The 15,598-nt window shown below is 72.8% G+C and carries 14 protein-coding genes; 6 read left to right on the top strand and 8 right to left on the bottom strand.

Annotation, left to right across the window (positions count from 1 at the left end; genetic code table 11):
* The 4 genes from STRAU_RS20660 to STRAU_RS20645 all read right to left on the bottom strand — a co-directional run.
* Positions 1-1,061, bottom strand: a 1,061-nt coding sequence (locus STRAU_RS20660; protein ID WP_037660778.1) for an NAD(P)/FAD-dependent oxidoreductase, incomplete at its 3' end; no start/stop codon positions are given.
* Positions 1,042-1,356 (bottom strand): (2Fe-2S)-binding protein, encoded by a 315-nt coding sequence (locus tag STRAU_RS20655; RefSeq protein ID WP_016642317.1) that lies wholly within the window; start codon positions 1,354-1,356, stop codon positions 1,042-1,044. The genes STRAU_RS20660 and STRAU_RS20655, both read right to left, overlap by 20 nt.
* A 109-nt stretch (positions 1,357-1,465) precedes the next feature.
* Positions 1,466-2,620: an NAD(P)/FAD-dependent oxidoreductase gene (locus STRAU_RS20650; RefSeq protein ID WP_016642316.1), complete on the bottom strand. Its 1,155-nt coding sequence runs from the start codon at positions 2,618-2,620 to the stop codon at positions 1,466-1,468.
* A 106-nt stretch (positions 2,621-2,726) separates the two neighbouring features.
* The gene (locus tag STRAU_RS20645; protein ID WP_016642315.1) at positions 2,727-4,097 is read right to left on the bottom strand and encodes an aminopeptidase P family protein; all 1,371 of its coding nucleotides are present in this window, start codon (positions 4,095-4,097) and stop codon (positions 2,727-2,729) included.
* Between the two features lie 128 nt (positions 4,098-4,225).
* On the opposite strand from STRAU_RS20645, the gene STRAU_RS20640 reads away from it, so the two are divergent.
* From STRAU_RS20640 to STRAU_RS20620, 5 genes are read left to right on the top strand one after another with little or no spacing between them, the layout of a single operon-like run.
* Positions 4,226-5,971: an ABC transporter substrate-binding protein gene (locus STRAU_RS20640; protein ID WP_016642314.1), complete on the top strand. Its 1,746-nt coding sequence runs from the start codon at positions 4,226-4,228 to the stop codon at positions 5,969-5,971.
* Positions 5,972-5,985: 14 nt separating this feature from the next.
* Positions 5,986-6,966, top strand: coding sequence for an ABC transporter permease (locus STRAU_RS20635; RefSeq protein ID WP_016642313.1), 981 nt, complete (start codon positions 5,986-5,988; stop codon positions 6,964-6,966).
* Positions 6,963-7,949: an ABC transporter permease gene (locus STRAU_RS20630; RefSeq protein WP_016642312.1), complete on the top strand. Its 987-nt coding sequence runs from the start codon at positions 6,963-6,965 to the stop codon at positions 7,947-7,949. The genes STRAU_RS20635 and STRAU_RS20630 overlap by 4 nt, the downstream gene beginning before the upstream one ends.
* Positions 7,949-8,950 (top strand): ABC transporter ATP-binding protein, encoded by a 1,002-nt coding sequence (locus STRAU_RS20625; protein WP_016642311.1) that lies wholly within the window; start codon positions 7,949-7,951, stop codon positions 8,948-8,950. Before STRAU_RS20630 ends, STRAU_RS20625 begins: the two co-directional genes overlap by 1 nt.
* Positions 8,947-9,951 carry an ABC transporter ATP-binding protein gene (locus STRAU_RS20620; protein ID WP_016642310.1) on the top strand — a complete coding sequence of 335 codons (1,005 nt, stop codon included), beginning with the start codon at positions 8,947-8,949 and terminating at the stop codon, positions 9,949-9,951. Before STRAU_RS20625 ends, STRAU_RS20620 begins: the two co-directional genes overlap by 4 nt.
* A gap of 94 nt (positions 9,952-10,045) precedes the next feature.
* Here the strand turns inward: STRAU_RS20620 and STRAU_RS20615 are convergent, their stop codons facing one another.
* Positions 10,046-11,245 carry a M6 family metalloprotease domain-containing protein gene (locus tag STRAU_RS20615; protein WP_016642309.1) on the bottom strand — a complete coding sequence of 400 codons (1,200 nt, stop codon included), beginning with the start codon at positions 11,243-11,245 and terminating at the stop codon, positions 10,046-10,048.
* A gap of 125 nt (positions 11,246-11,370) precedes the next feature.
* Between STRAU_RS20615 and STRAU_RS20610 the strand changes: the two genes are divergently transcribed.
* Positions 11,371-12,381 carry a LysR family transcriptional regulator gene (locus STRAU_RS20610; protein WP_016642308.1) on the top strand — a complete coding sequence of 337 codons (1,011 nt, stop codon included), beginning with the start codon at positions 11,371-11,373 and terminating at the stop codon, positions 12,379-12,381.
* A gap of 8 nt (positions 12,382-12,389) precedes the next feature.
* Here the strand turns inward: STRAU_RS20610 and menC are convergent, their stop codons facing one another.
* Genes menC through STRAU_RS20595 form a run of 3 tightly spaced genes read right to left on the bottom strand, consistent with a single transcriptional unit; the run spans position 12,390 to position 15,432 of the window.
* Positions 12,390-13,499: an o-succinylbenzoate synthase gene (gene menC, locus STRAU_RS20605; RefSeq protein ID WP_016642307.1), complete on the bottom strand. Its 1,110-nt coding sequence runs from the start codon at positions 13,497-13,499 to the stop codon at positions 12,390-12,392.
* 23 nt (positions 13,500-13,522) lie between these two features.
* The gene (locus STRAU_RS20600) at positions 13,523-14,353 is read right to left on the bottom strand and encodes a hypothetical protein (RefSeq protein WP_016642306.1); all 831 of its coding nucleotides are present in this window, start codon (positions 14,351-14,353) and stop codon (positions 13,523-13,525) included.
* The gene (locus STRAU_RS20595) at positions 14,350-15,432 is read right to left on the bottom strand and encodes a M20 family metallopeptidase (protein WP_037660786.1); all 1,083 of its coding nucleotides are present in this window, start codon (positions 15,430-15,432) and stop codon (positions 14,350-14,352) included. Before STRAU_RS20595 ends, STRAU_RS20600 begins: the two co-directional genes overlap by 4 nt.
* Between the last annotated feature and the right edge of the window lie 166 nt (positions 15,433-15,598).

Raw genomic sequence — 15,598 nt, 5'->3', positions numbered from 1 at the left:
TGCCCGCCGAGCCGGGCGGCGACGGCGATGGCCGCCAGTTCGCCCTCGGCCCGGGCCAGTTGGGCGCCGCCGACCCCGCCGGTCTCGCCCGCCGCCCACACGCCGGGCACCGAGGTCTCCTGGTGTCCGTCCAGGACGAGGGCGCTGGTGCCGTCCGCGGTGGGCCGCGTCGCGCAGCCGAGCCCAACGGCGAGCTCGATCTGCGGGGCCAGGCCGTGGCCCACGGCCAGCGCGTCGCACTCGATCCGGCGGCCCGTGCCCGGCACCGGCCGCCAGTCGCCGTCGAGCCGGGCGACGGTGACCGCCTCGACCCGCTCGCGACCGTGCACTTCGGTGACCGCGCTGCGGGTGCGCAGCCGCACCCGGTGGCGCAGCAGCGCCGAGCCGTGCACCACCGCTTCGAGCAGCTTGTGCGGGTTCGCGGCGAGGGCGCGGTGATGACGGGCGTAGCGCAGGTAGCCGGTCGCCTCCACCAGGGCGGGGACGTGCGCCCCGGCGGCGGCGAGCGAGGACGCGACGGCGAGCAGCAGCGGCCCGCTGCCGGCGACGACGATCCGTCTGCCGGGCAGCACGAGACCGGACTTGAGCATCGCCTGGGCGCCGCCCGCGCCCACGACACCCGGCAAGGTCCAGCCGGGGAAGGGCAGTTGGCGCTCGTAGGCCCCGGTCGCGACGAGGATCGCCCGGGCCCGTACGCACACCGGCCGCTCCCCCGCCCCGTCGGCGCCGGTGACGGCGTGCACCGCCCACAGCTCGTCGCTCTGCCTGCTCACCGTCCACACGTGGTGCCCGGCGAGGTGGGTGATGCCGTCGGTCGCCCGCCCGCGCTCGCGCAGGTCGGCGAAGGCGGCCCAGTCGTGGTGCAGGGCCTCGGGCCGGACGGCGCCGAGCGCCGGTTCCGGTGCCCGGTAGAACTGGCCGCCCAGGTGGGCCGAGGCGTCCACGAGGGCGACCGACAGGCCGAGTTCGGAGGCGGTGACGGCGCCCGCGAGCCCGGCGGAGCCCGCGCCGATCACCGCGAGGTCGTACGGTTCGCGCGATTCAGACGCCCAGAGCGGCACGGCCGTGTCCTTCCTGGGTGGTGACGGCGTCGCCCGGCCGGGCGGGGACCAGGCAGGCCCTGCGGTTGGGCTCGCCGTTGATGGTGGCGAGGCAGTCGTAGCACTGGCCGATGCCGCAGAACGCCCCCCGCGGCCGACCGCCGTCCCGGGTGGTGCGCCAGGCGACGATCCCGGCCCCCCAGAGCGCGGCGGCGACGGACTGCCCGGGCAGGGCGGTCACGGTGCGGCCGTCCATGGTGATCTCGAACGGCGGATCGGGCTGCGCGCCGACCAGTTCGGCGGGGGTACGGGCCACGGCGGGCCTCCTCTCGTGACGGACGTGACGGGCGTGATGGGTGTGATGGGCGTGATGGGCGCGATGGGCGTGACAGATACAACTGGCATGGCAGCCGCGGCGGTCGCGCTCAGGCCGCGGAGGCGAAGCGCTCCGGCCGGAACGGGGCGATGTCCAGCGGTGGTTCCCGCCCGGCCAGGGCCTGGGCGACGATCAGCCCGGTGGCCGGCGCGAGGCCGATCCCGGCGCCCTCGTGGCCGCAGGCGTGCAGCAGTCCGGGCACGCGCGGGTCGGCGCCGATGGCGGGCAGGTGGTCCGGCAGGTAGGGGCGGAACCCCGGGTACGTCCGCATGACCCGCACCCCGGCCAGGACCGGGAACAGGGCGGTGGCCTGGGCCGCGAGGCGGCGCACGACCTCCACCGACAGCGTCCGGTCGAAGCCGACCCGCTCCCGGCTGGCGCCGATCAGGACCGGCCCGGCCGGGGTGCCCTCGACCACGGCCGAGGTCTGCAGCGCGGCGGAGCCGCTGGCCACGTCGGCGACGTAGTCCGCCGCGTACACCTTGCGGCGCACCACGCGCGGCAGTGGCTCGGTGACCAGGACGAAGCCGCGGCGGGGCAGGACGGGCAGGGTCACGCCCGCGAGGCGGGCGAGCTCGCCGCCCCAGGCTCCGGCGGCGTTCACCACGTACGGAGCGTGGACCGGTCCGGAGGCCGTCCGCACCCCCTGCATCTCGCCGGATCCTCCGGTGAGCAGGCCGGTGACCTCCTCGCCGAGGCGCAGCCGTACCCGGGCGCCGGCCGCGCGCAGCAGGTGCGCGGCGGCCAGCGCGGGCATGACCTGGGCGTCCTGGGGGTAGTGGACGCCCCCTGTCAGACCGGGGGCCAGGTGCGGCTCCAGGTCGTGCAGGCGGTCCGCCGGGATCTCCTCCGCCGTGACGCCCGCCTTGTGCTGGGCGGCGGCGAAGTCCCGCAGCGCGGTCGTCCCGTCCTCGTGGGAGGCGACGACCAGGCCGCCCTTCGCCTCGTACTCGATCCCCGGCGGGAGTTCCTCGGCGAGGTCCCGCCACAGCCGGGTGGACAGCAGCGCGAGGTCGAGTTCGGGCCCCGGCTCCTTGTCGGAGACCAGCAGGTTGCCCTCGCCGGCCCCCGTGGTGCCGCCGGCCACCGGGCCGCGGTCGAGCACGGTGACCCGCAGGCCGGACTGGGCGGCGTAGTAGGCGCAGGCCGCGCCGACCACACCGGCGCCGACGACGATGACATCCGCGGAATCTCTCGTGAGCACGGCAGTAATATTTCACATTGCACTCATGGTGCCAAGAGGTTGACCGGGAAACATGGGAGCCGATCGGGAAGCACGCCTCAGCCGTCGGTCGGCTCCCCATCCGCTCTCAGCTCCCCGCCAGCTCCCCCATCCATTCCTCGACGGCGTCCGGCGTCCGCGGCAGGGCGCCCGACATCAGCCGCGCCCCGTCCGCCGTGATGACCAGGTCGTCCTCGATGCGTACGCCGATGCCGCGCAGCTCGGCGGGGAGGGTCTCGTCGTCCGGCTGGAGGTAGAGACCGGGCTCGACGGTGAGCACCTGCCCCTTTTCCAGCACGCCGTCCAGATACGCCTCCGCGCGCGCCTGCGCGCAGTCGTGGACGTCCAGGCCGAGCATGTGCCCGCTGCTGCACAGCGTGTAGCGGCGGTGGAGGTCGCCCTCGGCGCTGTTCAACACGCCCCATTCGGCGAGCCCTTCGGCGATGACCCGCGTGCACGCCCGGTGGAAGTCGCGGAAGCTCGCCCCTGGCTTCAGCGCGGCGATGCCCGCGTCCTGCGCGGCGAGGACGAGGTCGTACACCTGGCGCTGGACGGAGGAGAAGCGGCCGGAGAGCGGAAGGGTGCGGGTGATGTCCGCCGTGTAGAGGCTGTCGGTCTCGACGCCCGCGTCGAGCAGCAGCAGTTCACGGGGGTCGAGGCGGCCGTCGTTGCGGATCCAGTGCAGGACGCACGCGTGCGCGCCGGACGCGGCGATCGTCTCGTAGCCGGTGCCGTTGCCCTCGGCGCGGGCGCGCAGCCCGAAGACCCCCTCGATCCAGCGCTCGCCGCGGGGGTGGGCGAGGGCGCGCGGCAGCGCCCGGACGACGTCCTCGAAGCCCGCGGTGGTGTGGTCGACGGCCAGTTGGAGCTGCGCCACCTCCCAGGCGTCCTTGATCAGCCGCAACTCGCTGAGGGCGGCGGCGAGTTCGGGGTCCGCCGCCGCGTTGCGGCCCGGCGGGAGCTGCCCGGCCTCGTCGAGGCGGGCGCAGCGGATGCCGGTCAGCCGCTCGGCCTCGGCGAGGTCCGGGCGCCGCCCCACCCAGAACTCGCCGTAGCGGCGGTCCCGGTAGAACTCCTCGCCGACGCGCGGGGAGCGCGGGCGCACGTGGAGGACCGCTTCGTGCCGGTGCGGGCCGTCCGGCTCCAGGACCAGCACATGGCCCGCCTGGTCCTCACCGGTCAGGCCGGTCAGCCAGGCGTAGCCGGAGTGCGGCCGGAAGCGGTGGTCGCAGTCGTTCGAGCGGACCCGGAGCTCACCGGCCGGGACGATCAGCCGCTCCCCCGGGAAGCGGGCGGAGAGCCGGGCGCGGCGGGCCGGGGTGAGGTCGGCGACCGGGAGCCGGATGCCGTCGGGCAGCGGGGTCGCGGCCCAGTCGGCGGACATGAAGGCGGCGAGCTCCGGCGGGATCGGCAGATCGTGACTGACGGTGCGGAGTGCGGTGGTGACGGGCTGGTCCATCAGGCTCCCCTCGGGCACGGGTGAGTAACGAAGCGAACAGCATCTTGCCAGTACCATTTCACATTACTATGTTACCGGTCACATTCCAGCCACTGCCGGCTGTCCGACTGTTCACGGAGCGACCCCTGATGAACAAGCGCACCCGCACCGTCCTCGCCACCGCTGCCGCGGCGGCCCTCATCGCCGGCTCGGCCGGCTGCTCCGGCGGCAAGCGCTCCGGTGACAGCCGGAACGGCAAGAACCCGGCCACCGCCAATCTCGGCGCGGTGATCGGGGGCACCCCGAAGAAGGGCGGCACCCTCACGGTCCTGTCCCACCAGGACTTCACCCACCTCGATCCGGCCCGCAACTGGACCATGAGCGACATGGAGTTCGGCACCCGGCTGCTCTACCGCACCCTGGTCACGTACAAGGCGGCCCCCGGCGCCGAGGGCGGCGAGCTGGTCCCCGACCTCGCCACCGGCCTCGGCACCCCGTCCAACGGCGCCAGGACCTGGACCTTCCGCCTCAAGAAGGGGGTCAAGTACGAGGACGGGACCCCGGTCACCGCCCAGGACGTCAAGTACAACGTCGAGCGGTCCTTCTCCCCGGACCTGTACGGCGGCGCCGACTACGCGGCCCGCTACCTCAAGGGCGCCAAGGGCTACAAGGGTCCGGCCAACGGCGAACACCTGGACTCCATCAGGACGCCGGACGATCGCACGATCGTCTTCGAACTGCGCAAGCCCTTCGCCGAGTTCGCCAACGCCACGGTGATGCCCACCTTCGCGCCGGTGCCCAGGAAGAGGGACACCGGCCCCAAGTACGACAGCCGACCGTTCTCCTCCGGCCCGTACAAGATCGATACGTACCAGCGCAACAAGCGGCTGGTCCTGGTCCGCAACCCGCACTGGGACCCCGGGACGGACTCGATCCGCAAGGCGTACCCGGACAAGCTGGTCATGGTCATGGGGCTCAAGCACAACCAGGTCGACGACCGCATGATCGCCAGCCAGGGCGCGGACGCCTCCGCCGTCCCGTGGTACGCGCTGCGGCCGGAGAGCGGGGTCAAGGTGCTGCCCGAGGCCGGGGTGCGCAAGCGGCTGCTCGCCGAGTCGACCAACTGCACCGACATGGTGCAGATGCACACCGGTCGCGCCCCGTTCGACGACGTGAAGGTCCGTCAGGCCGTGCAGTACGCCCTCGACAAGGAGGTCGTGGTCAACTCCTCCGGCGGCCCCGCCTTCAACGACGCCTCCACCGCCTACATGCCCGACACCCTCTTCGACGGCAAGCAGCCAGACACCCTGAAGGTGCCCCTGACCGGCGACCTGGCCAAGGCCAAGGAGCTGTTGAAGCAGGCCGGCAAGCCGGGCGGCTTCAGCACGAAGATGACCGTCTCCAACGGCGACAAGGGGCGGGCCGAGGCGATCCAGCAGGCCCTGGCCAAGGCCGGCATCAAGGTCACCATCGAGACGGTCGACCCGGCCGCGTTCTATACCACCATCGGCGACACCACCAACCGCACCGACATGGTGTACACCGGCTGGTGCCCCGACTACCCGTCCGGCTCCACCTTCCTGCCGTTCGTCTTCGACGGCCGCCACATCAAGGAGAAGGGCAACACCGGCAACCACTCGCTCTTCCGCGACGCGGCGACCATGAAGCGGATCGACGAGATCGCCGCGATGACCGACGCCGGAAAGGCCGTCCGGGCCTGGCGGGAGCTGGACGGCGAGATCCTCACCAAGGCCCCGGCCGTCCCCGTCCTGATGCGGCGCTGGCCGCTGGTGGTGGGCACCAACATCGCGGGCGCGTACGGGCAGATCTCCTTCGGCGGCCAGCTCGACTACGCCTCGGTCGGCCTCAAGGACCCCTCCAAGAGCAAGGGTTGAGGAGCGACCCCGCCATGGCCACCACCTCTCCGCCCACCCCGGCCTCCCCCAAGTCCCCGAATTCCCCGGCCGGTCCGGCCGCCGAGACGGCCCCGGCCGGCAGCGGGCCCTGGCAGCTGGCCCGCAGCGAGCTGCGCAGGCGCACCTCCGTGAAGATCTCCCTCGCCGTGATCGCGCTCTTCGCGGTCATGGCGGTGGCCGCCCCGCTGCTGAGCAGCCTCGGCGGCTGGTCGCCCGAGGAATTCGACAAGACCGCCGTCGACCCCTATTTGGGCGGGCAGCCGATCGGCCCGCTCGGCGGGATGTCCGCCGAGCACTGGCTCGGCGTCGAACCCGTCACCGGCCGCGACCTGTTCGCCCGGGTCGTGCACGGCGCCCAGGTCTCGCTGCTCATCGCCGTCGCGGCCACCGCGATCGTCGTCATCACCGGCACGGCCGCCGGGATCGCCGCCGGCTACTTCGGCGGCCGCACCGACGCGGTCCTGTCCCGGCTGATGGACCTCACCATGTCCTTCCCCTCGCTCATCTTCATGATCGCGATGATGTCGGTGGCACGGGACGTCAACCGGATCGTCCTGATGATCGCGGTCATCGGTCTCTTCGGCTGGCCCGGCATCGCCCGCGTGGTGCGCGGCCAGACGCTCTCGCTCCGACACCGCGAGTACGTCGACGCCGCGCGCGTGGGCGGCTCGGGACCCTGGCGGATCCTCACCCGCGACATCCTCCCGGGCGTCGCCGGGCCCGTCATCGCGTACACCACCCTGATCATCCCCGGGATGATCGCCACCGAGGCGGCGCTGAGCTACCTGGGCGTCGGCGTCCGCCCGCCCACTCCCTCCTGGGGCCAGATGATCGCCGAGAGCGTCAACTTCTACGACAGCGACCCCATGTACTTCGTCATCCCGAGCTCCTGCCTCTTCCTCACCGTGCTCGCGTTCACGCTGCTCGGCGACGCGCTGCGGGACGTCCTCGACCCGAGGGGAAGCCGCACATGATCGTCTACATCGGGCGCCGGCTTCTCGGTGTGCTCGGCGTGCTGATCGCCATCGCCGCCGTCACCTTCACCATCTTCTACGTCCTGCCGTCCGACCCGGCGGCCGCGGCCTGTGGGAAGTCGTGCAGCACCGAGCGGCTGACGGCGATCCGCGAGCACATGGGGCTCGACCAGCCGATGTGGCGGCAGTTCACGGACTTCGTCACCGGCATCTTCACCGGCCGCACCCTGGGCACGGGCCAGTACGAACTGCACTGCGACTTCCCGTGCCTGGGCTACTCCTACGAGAACAGCGAGTCCGTCTGGGCCCTGCTGATGGACCGTCTGCCGGTCTCCGCCTCGCTGGCGCTCGGCGCCGCCGTCCTCTGGCTGGCCCTCGGTCTGTCCGCGGGCGTCGCCGCGGCCCTGCGCAAGGACACCCTCACCGACAAGGTGCTGATGGTCGGCGCGGTCGCCGCCGCCTCGCTGCCGGTCTACTTCACCTCGATGATGCTCATCTACGGGCTGATCCGAACGGCCGGGCTGCTGCCCTACCCGAGCTATGTGCCCTTCGGCGACGACCCGGTGGACTGGGCGTCGAACCTGCTGCTGCCCTGGCTGGCGCTGGCCATTCTGTACGCGGCCATGTACGCCCGGCAGAGCCGCAGTTCGATGATCGAGACCATGGCGGAGCCGTACATCCGCACCGCCCGCGCGAAGGGCCTGCCCCGCCGCACCGTCGTCGTCAAGCACGGGCTGCGGGCCGGTATGACCCCGATCCTGACCATCTTCGGCATGGACCTGGGCGGCCTCCTCGCCGGCGCGGTGATCACCGAGTCCATCTTCGGACTCCCCGGCATCGGACGGCTCTTCTACGGCGCGCTGTCCAGCGGCGACCAGCCGGTGATCCTCGGCGTGACGCTCCTGGCCGCCACCTTCATCGTCGTCGCCAACCTGGCCGTCGACCTGCTGTACGCCGTCGTCGACCCACGAGTGAGGTACTGATGGCCGACCCGCCCCTGCTGTCCGTGACGGACCTGAAGGTCACCTTCCCGACCCCGCGCGGCCCGGTCCGGGCCGTGGACTCCCTGGGCTTCGAGGTGCGCCGCGGGCGGACCCTCGGCATCGTCGGCGAGTCCGGCTCCGGCAAGTCCGTCACCTCGATGGCGGTGATGGGTCTGCACACCGCGGCCGAGATCACCGGCTCCGTGCGGCTCGACGGACAGGAGCTGGTCGGCCTTCCGGAACGGGAGATGAACCGGCTGCGCGGCCGGAAGATGGCCATGATCTTCCAGGATCCGCTCTCCAGCCTGCACCCGTACTACACGGTGGGCGAGCAGATCGCCGAACACCACCGGGTGCACATCCGCTCCGGCCGAAGAGCCGCCCGCGAGCGGGCGGTCGAGGCGCTCGCCGAGGTCGGCATCCCCGAGCCGCGCCGCCGGGCGGGCGAGTATCCGCACCAGTTCTCCGGCGGCATGCGGCAGCGCGTGATGATCGCCATGGCGCTCGCCTGCGAGCCGGAGCTGCTCATCGCCGACGAGCCGACCACCGCGCTGGACGTCACCGTCCAGGCGCAGATCCTGGAGCTCATCGCCGCGCTCCAGCAGGACCGCGGCCTGGCCGTCGTCATGATCACGCACGATCTGGGGGTGGTCGCCCGCGTCGCCCACGACGTGCTGGTGATGTACGGCGGCCGGGCCGCCGAACAGGCGCCGGTGGACCCGCTGTTCGCCGTCCCCTCCCATCCGTACACCCGGGGCCTGCTCGACTCCCTCCCGCGTCTCGACGACCGGGACGACGAGCCGCTGCGGACCATCCCCGGCAGCCCGCCGTCCCTGCTCGCCCCCGCCCCCGGCTGCGCGTTCGCGCCCCGCTGCCCGCGCCTCGCGACGGCCACCGACCAGGAGCGGTCGCGGTGCGAGAGCGAGCGTCCGTCGTTCGGCGGGGCCGCCGGTCACCCGGTCGCCTGCCACCTCCCCGCGCACGAAGGCGTCGCCTCATGACCACCACAGCCAGCACATCAGCCGGCAACGCCGCCGAACCCCTGCTCTCCATCCGCGACTTGACGATGGCGTTCCCCGGCAAGCGGGCCCGCTCGGCCCCCGTGCGGGCCGTGGACGGCATCAATTTCGACGTCGCGGCCGGTGAGACGCTGGGCCTGGTCGGTGAGTCCGGCTGCGGCAAGTCGACCACGGGCCGGCTCATCGTCCGGCTCCTGGAGCCCACCGCCGGCTCCATCACGTACGCCGGACGCGACATCAGCCATCTGCCGCAGCGGACCCTCAAACCCCTGCGCAAGGACCTGCAGATGGTCTTCCAGGACCCGCACTCGTCCCTCAATCCGCGCCAGACCGTGGCCCGGATCATCTCCGACCCGCTTCTGGTGCAGGGCAGTTCGGCGGCGCGGGCCCGTGAGCGCGCCGTGGAGCTGATGGAGCTGGTCGGGCTCATCCCCGAGCACATCGACCGCTATCCGCACGAGTTCTCCGGCGGACAGGCCCAGCGCATCGGCATCGCCCGGTCGCTGGCCACCGGCCCCCGCCTGGTCGTGGCCGACGAACCGGTCTCCGCCCTCGACGTCTCCGTACAGGCCCAGATCGTCAACCTGATGGAGCGGCTGCAGCAGGAGCTCGGCCTCGCCTACCTCTTCATCGCCCACGACCTCTCGGTGGTCAAGCGGGTCTGCGACCGGGTGGCCGTGATGTATCTGGGGCGCATCGTGGAGATCGGCGACAAGGAGCGGGTGTACGCGGCCCCGGCGCATCCGTACACCCGGGCGCTGCTGTCCGCCGTGCCGCTGCCGGACCCGGCGGCCGAGCGGACCCGCGAGCGGATCACGCTGCTCGGCGACCCGCCGAGTCCGGCCTCTCCCCCACCGGGTTGCACCTTCCATCCGCGGTGCCACAAGGCCCAGGACATCTGCCGTTCCGAGGCCCCGTTGCTGCGGATCACCACCCCGGGCGAGGCCCGGGAGGCGGCCTGCCACTTCCCCGAGGACGCCTGAGGGGCGCCTGAGGGGACCTGAACGACGCGGTGCCCTGGATCGGAGGGGGATCCAGGGCGCCGCGTCCGTCCGGAGCCGCTTACGACTTGGTGACTTACGACTTGGTGACGCGGACCTGCTCGCCGCGGCCGTCGTCGCTCAGGACCTCGATCTTCACGCCCGCCGCGGCGTCGGTGAAGGACTCACCCGCCCGGTACGGGGCGTCGTCCAGCGGGCGGCAGCCCTCGGCGGGGGTGGCGGCGGGCCTGGCGTCCATGACCCGGATCGGTCCGTCGCCGGTCCGGACGGAGGAGTCGACCTTGTAGACCAGCGCGCCGGTCGCGCAGAGGCCCGTGTCCGCCTGGACCTTCCGTCTCGATTCGACGACGTACGCGGTGGTGGGGCCGGTGCGGACCACCGCCATCTTGGTGCCACGGCCGTACTCGACCGACGTCAGACGGACCGTGTCGCTCCCCGCCGAGGCCCGGCAGCGCACCTGGCTGTCGGCGGTCCAGCCCAGCTTCCACGAGTGCCAGGCGACGTACTGCGGTCCCGCGCCCCCTATCAGGCCCATCACGTCCCAGCCGCCGACATGGCGGTGGGCGTCGGTGCCGTCGAATCCGTAGAGGTCGGGCAGACCGAAGGTGTGGGCGGTCTCGTGTGCCACGAGCTTCGGGCCCCAGTGCCACATGTCCTGACCGAAGGTCACCGCCCACTTGACCCGCCTGCCGTCGGCGACGACACCCGCGGTGGCGGGTTCGTGGACGTAGGTGGGCGTGAAGGAGATGGCCGGCGCGTTCTTGGTCGCCACCACGTACACCATGTCGTAGCGGGAGAAGTCCACGTCGCGGTCGGCGGCGGCCACGGCGTCCTTGAGGTACGCCTCGTGCGTCTCGTGGGTGAGGCCCCGCTCGAAGCCGTAGTCGGTCGACTTGTGCGGCATCCGCGCCCAGCGCCGGTGCTGGGTGATGGCCAGCCGGGTCTTGCCGTACGAGGCGTTCCGCAGCCAGTCGGCGCCGGGCGTGATCTGCGCGGCGCCGGAGGCGGGGGTCTCGGTGGCGGGCGCGTCGGGGAAGTCCACGAAGATCATGCCGACCTTCTTCGTCCCCTTCGGGCGCTGGAAGACGCTGTAGTCGGTGGTGTGGCCCTCGTCGGTCCAGCCGGTCGTGCCGCGCAGGGCGCACGCCGACGCGGGGTCCGGGGCCGCCCCCGCCGCACGGGCGGGCGGGGCGCCGAGGAGCATCAGGAGCAGGGCGGCGAGCAGAGCGGTGAGGACCGCCCGGTGCGCCGTCGTCGGGGAAGAGGGCTGTCTCATGGCCGAACCGACCTCCGCAGTTATAGCGTGTGACATTTCACATAACTCTGAGGGAGGCGCGGCCCTGTCCGGAAGCTGTCGCCGATCCATAACATCCGCGCCATGGAACGGGGGACGCGGTCACCGTGGCGGATCGGGAGGTGCCGGTGGACCTGGAGATACGGCATCTGCGCGTGGTGTGCGCGATCGCCGAGGCCGGCAGCCTGACCCGCGCCGCCGCCCGCCTGGGGATGCCCCAGCCGGGGCTCAGCGCCCAACTGCGGCGCATCGAGGCCATGTTGGGCGGAACGCTCTTCGACCGCGGGAAGGCGGGGGCGGTGCCCACGCCGTTCGGTGACCTGGTGATCCAACGGGCCCGCGCCATCCTCCCCGGCGTCGACGCGCTCCTCGCGGACACCGCGCGCGCCGCCCGCCGCACCACGGCCGCGGAGCGCGTCCGGCTCGGCTCGGTGGGCGCTCCGCTCCTGGGCCGGCTCGTCCTTGCCGTGCGAGACGCGCTGCCCGGCTGCGGGGTGACCTCACGCTGCCAGTACTCCCCCGTGCCGCTCCTGGACGACGTGGCGTCGGGCCGTCTGGAGGCGGCCGTCCTCGGCGACCACCCCGACCAGCGGCTGCCGCCGTGTGCGGGGGTGGTCCTCGCGCCCCTGGTCACCGAGCCCGTCTTCGCGCTGCTGCCCGCGGCACACCCGCTCGCGGCACACGAGGAGGTGAGCCTGGCCCGACTCGCCGACGAGGACTGGGCCGTGCCCCGCCCCGACCGCGACCGGACCGGCGAATACTGGTCGTCGGCGGCCGCCTTGACGGATCGCAGGCCCCACGCCCCGTACGAGGCCGAAGGACGCCAGCTGATCGAACTGGTGCGGGCGGGGCTGGCCGTCAGCCTCTGCCAGGCCACGTTCATCGAGGTGCCCGGCACCGCCGTCCGCCCGCTGGCGGGAAACCCGCTGTGGTACCGGCACGTTCTGGCCTGGCACCGCGACGGACCGCTCGCCGCGCACGGCGAGGCGATCCTGCGCGACCTCGGCACCGGCTACCTGGAGATCTGCGCCGAGAGCCCCGCGTACGCCCGGTGGCGCCGCCGTCATCCCCGGGCGGCCAGGCCGGCCGACGCCTGTCCCGCGGCCCCGGCCGACTGACGGAGCGCTTACAGCGCGATCCACTCGCTGGAGGTGGTCACTTCGTCGAGAACGTCGGGCAGCGGCGCGAGGCCGAGGCCGGGGCCGGTGGGGACCTCGAGGTGGCCGTCGGTGAGGACGAACGGCTCCGTGATGTCGGTGGCGAAGTAGCGGTGGGAGCCCGAGGTGTCGCCGGGGAGGGTGAAGCCGGGCAGGGCGGCCAGGGCGACGTTGGCGGCGCGGCCGACGCCGGTCTCCAGCATGCCCCCGCACCAGACGGGGATGCCGTGGGCGCGGGCGAGGTCGTGGATGCGGCGGGCCTCCAGATAGCCGCCGACCCGGGGCGGCTTGATGTTGATGACCGAGCAGGCGCCGAGGGAGATGGCCGCCGCGGCGTCGGTGGCCGACTCGATGGACTCGTCCAGGCAGATCGGGGTGCGCAGCAGTTTCGCCAGCTGGGCGTGCTGGACCATGTCGTCGTTGGCCAGCGGCTGTTCGATCAGCAGCAGGCCGAAGTCGTCGAGCCTGGCGAGCTGTTGGGCGTCCACCAGGGTGTAGGCGGCGTTGGCGTCGACTTGCAGGAGCACATCGTCGCCGAAGCGCTCGCGCACGACGCGTACGGGCTCGACGTCCCAGCCGGGCTCGATCTTCAGCTTGATCCGTACGTAGCCCTCGGCGATGTACGCCTCCACGGCGTCGAGGAGTTCGGGCACCGAGTCCATGATCCCGACCGAGACGCCGCACGGAACCCGGTCCCGGGCAGCGCCCAGGTAGCCGCCGAAGGACTCGCCGGCGCCGCGGAGCTGGGCGTCGAGCACCGCTGTCTCCAGCGCGGACTTCGCCATGCGGTGGCCGGTGAAGGGCCGCAGGATCCGTCCGACCGCCTGCGCGTCCAGGCCGTCCTTCGGCAGGGCGGGGATGAGGAACCTGCGCAGGACGTCCTGGGCACCGTCGACGTACTCGGAGCAGTAGCGGGGCTCGGACATGGCCGCGCACTCGGCCCAGCCCTCGCCGTCGGCGGTGACGACGCGCACCAGCAGCACGTCACGGCTGGTCTCCACGCCGAAGGAGGTACGGAACGGGGCGACGAGCGGCATCGCGATCCGGCGCAGCTCGACGCCGGAGATCTTCGTCTTCATGACGGGAGGCTCCTCTGGGACGGTCATGCAGGGGTGATGGTGCGTTGGACCACGTAGCGGCGGCGTTCGTGGAAGCCGACGACGCGGGCGCCTTCGGCGAGCAGACCGCCCAGGGTCTGTCGTACGGCGAGGCGCCAGGCCCGGGCGGCGCCGGGATCCGTGCGGCGCAGGGCCTCGATGTCGTCGGGGATGTCGACGAGCACGGTGTCGGCGTCGCTCGCGCCGGTCTCCGGGCGGCCGCCGCGGTCGCGGAGGCCGTGCGCGGCGCCGGCGGGCAGCTCGATCACCTCGGGCGGGGTGGGCGCGGTGAGATCCCAGGCGGCCAGCATCCGGTCGGACTCGTCACCGCCGTTGATCGCGTCGTCCATCGCGCCGTAGAAGGAGGTCAGGTACGCCTCCGGCCGGGCACCGAGTTTGACGAGGTTGAAGTAGGCGTTGCGGCGGACGAGCGGGTCATAGGTCCAGGTGATGCGCCGCAGCCCGCGGGCCAGCGCCCACTGCCGCTGGTGCGTCTTGAGGGCGAGGCCCACGCCGCGCCCCATGACGGCGCCGGTGATGTGCGAGTGCAGGGTGGTGCCTATGGGTTCGCCGAAGAAGGCGACGGACGCCCCCACGAGACGGCCGTCCTCGTACGCTCCGGCCACGTAGTTGCCGGCGTGGGAGAGGGCCCGCATGGCCTCGGCGGAGAGGGGCGAGGTGCCGGGTTCGCTGCCCCAGATTTCGGCGTAGAGGTCACTGACGGCGTCGAAGTCCTCCATGCCGTGGAGTTCCCGGATCGTCGATCCGTTCGTCGCGGGGCTCTGACTGTTCGTCGCGGTGCTCGGGCTGTTCGTCGCGGCGCTCGGGCCGTTCATCGCAGCGCTCCGACGAGGTGGGCCAGGAGCCGGGCGCGGTCCGGCATGGCGGCGGTGACGACGTGTTCGTGGTCGGCGTGCGCGCCGTCGCCGACCGCGCCGAGGCCGTCGAGCGTGGGACATCCCACCCCGGCGGTGTAGTTGCCGTCGGAGGCTCCGCCGACGGCGGTCTGCTGCAGCGGGCCGAGGCCGAGCCGCGCGGCCTGTTCGGCGGCCAGGGCGAACAGTTTCCGGGAGGCGTCGGGGGCCAGGGGCGGCCGGTTGGGGCCGCCGTCGATCTGTAGCCGGGCGCCGGGAATCTGCGGCTCCAGGGCCCTGATGAGCCGGTCGACCGCTTCCTGCGCCGCGGCGTCGGGCACGCGTACGTCCACACTCAACTCCGCCCGCGCGGGCACGGTATTGCTCGATGTGCCGGCCCGCATCACCGTGGGAGTCACGGTCGTCCCGGGCCCGGTGGAGGCGGTGACGGTGTCGGCGACGCCCTGCAGAGCGAGGAGTTGGTGGGCGAGTTCGGTGGCCGCGTTGATGCCCTTCTCCGGTTCGAGCCCGGAGTGGGCGGCGAGGCCGTGGGCAGTGATGTCGTACAGGGATACGCCCTTGCGGCTGGTCTTCAGGGCTCCTCCGGGCGCCGCAGCCTCCAGGACGAGGGTGGCCGAGCACTGGCGCGCGATGTCCTCGATGAGCGGGCGGGAGGTGGCCGAGCCGGTTTCCTCGTCACCGGTGACGAGCACGCAGAGGCCGTCGAGTGAGGGCAGCGAGGCGAGGGCGTGGAACATCTGGACCAGACCGGCCTTCATGTCGAAGACCCCGGGGCCGCGGGCGACGCCCTGCTCCACCGCCCAGGGGTGGGTCTTGAGGGAACCGATCGGCCACACGGTGTCGTGGTGGCCGAGGAGCAGGACGCGCGGCGTTCCGAAGGTCCACCGCACGTGGGTGACGCCCCCGACGACCAGCGTGCGGGGCACGGCGCCGAGCAGCCGACGACCCTGCGCGGCGACCACCCGGGCGCTGCGGGCCACGGCCGTGTGGTCGGCCGACCAGGACTCGCAGGTGACGAGTTCTTCGAGGTCGGCGAGCATGGCGTCCAGGCGCGGCGCGGGGTCCGGCTGCGCGGAGAGGTGTTCGTCGTCGTGCGGCACGGGTGAGTCCTCCAGGGTGGGATGACCGTGGCCGGGTGGGGCGCGGGGCACACGGGATTGCGCGGGTCGCGTGGGGCGCCCGGGTCCCCATCGGGGCCGGGCGGGT

This window comes from Streptomyces aurantiacus JA 4570 (assembly GCF_000414115.1).
In the GTDB taxonomy this organism is placed as follows: Bacteria; Actinomycetota; Actinomycetes; order Streptomycetales; family Streptomycetaceae; genus Streptomyces; species Streptomyces aurantiacus_A.
This window is presented reverse-complemented; position numbering and strand designations above follow the sequence as displayed.

Coding starts and splice junctions, on each gene's coding strand:
- STRAU_RS20615 (WP_016642309.1), bottom strand. CDS start 11,245: ATGAGACAGCCCTCTTCCCCGACGACGGCGCACCGGGCGGTCCTCACC.
- STRAU_RS20635 (WP_016642313.1), top strand. CDS start 5,986: ATGGCCACCACCTCTCCGCCCACCCCGGCCTCCCCCAAGTCCCCGAAT.
- STRAU_RS20645 (WP_016642315.1), bottom strand. CDS start 4,097: ATGGACCAGCCCGTCACCACCGCACTCCGCACCGTCAGTCACGATCTG.
- STRAU_RS20600 (WP_016642306.1), bottom strand. CDS start 14,353: ATGAACGGCCCGAGCGCCGCGACGAACAGCCCGAGCACCGCGACGAAC.
- menC (WP_016642307.1), bottom strand. CDS start 13,499: ATGAAGACGAAGATCTCCGGCGTCGAGCTGCGCCGGATCGCGATGCCG.
- STRAU_RS20620 (WP_016642310.1), top strand. CDS start 8,947: ATGACCACCACAGCCAGCACATCAGCCGGCAACGCCGCCGAACCCCTG.
- STRAU_RS20625 (WP_016642311.1), top strand. CDS start 7,949: ATGGCCGACCCGCCCCTGCTGTCCGTGACGGACCTGAAGGTCACCTTC.
- STRAU_RS20640 (WP_016642314.1), top strand. CDS start 4,226: ATGAACAAGCGCACCCGCACCGTCCTCGCCACCGCTGCCGCGGCGGCC.
- STRAU_RS20595 (WP_037660786.1), bottom strand. CDS start 15,432: ATGCTCGCCGACCTCGAAGAACTCGTCACCTGCGAGTCCTGGTCGGCC.
- STRAU_RS20630 (WP_016642312.1), top strand. CDS start 6,963: ATGATCGTCTACATCGGGCGCCGGCTTCTCGGTGTGCTCGGCGTGCTG.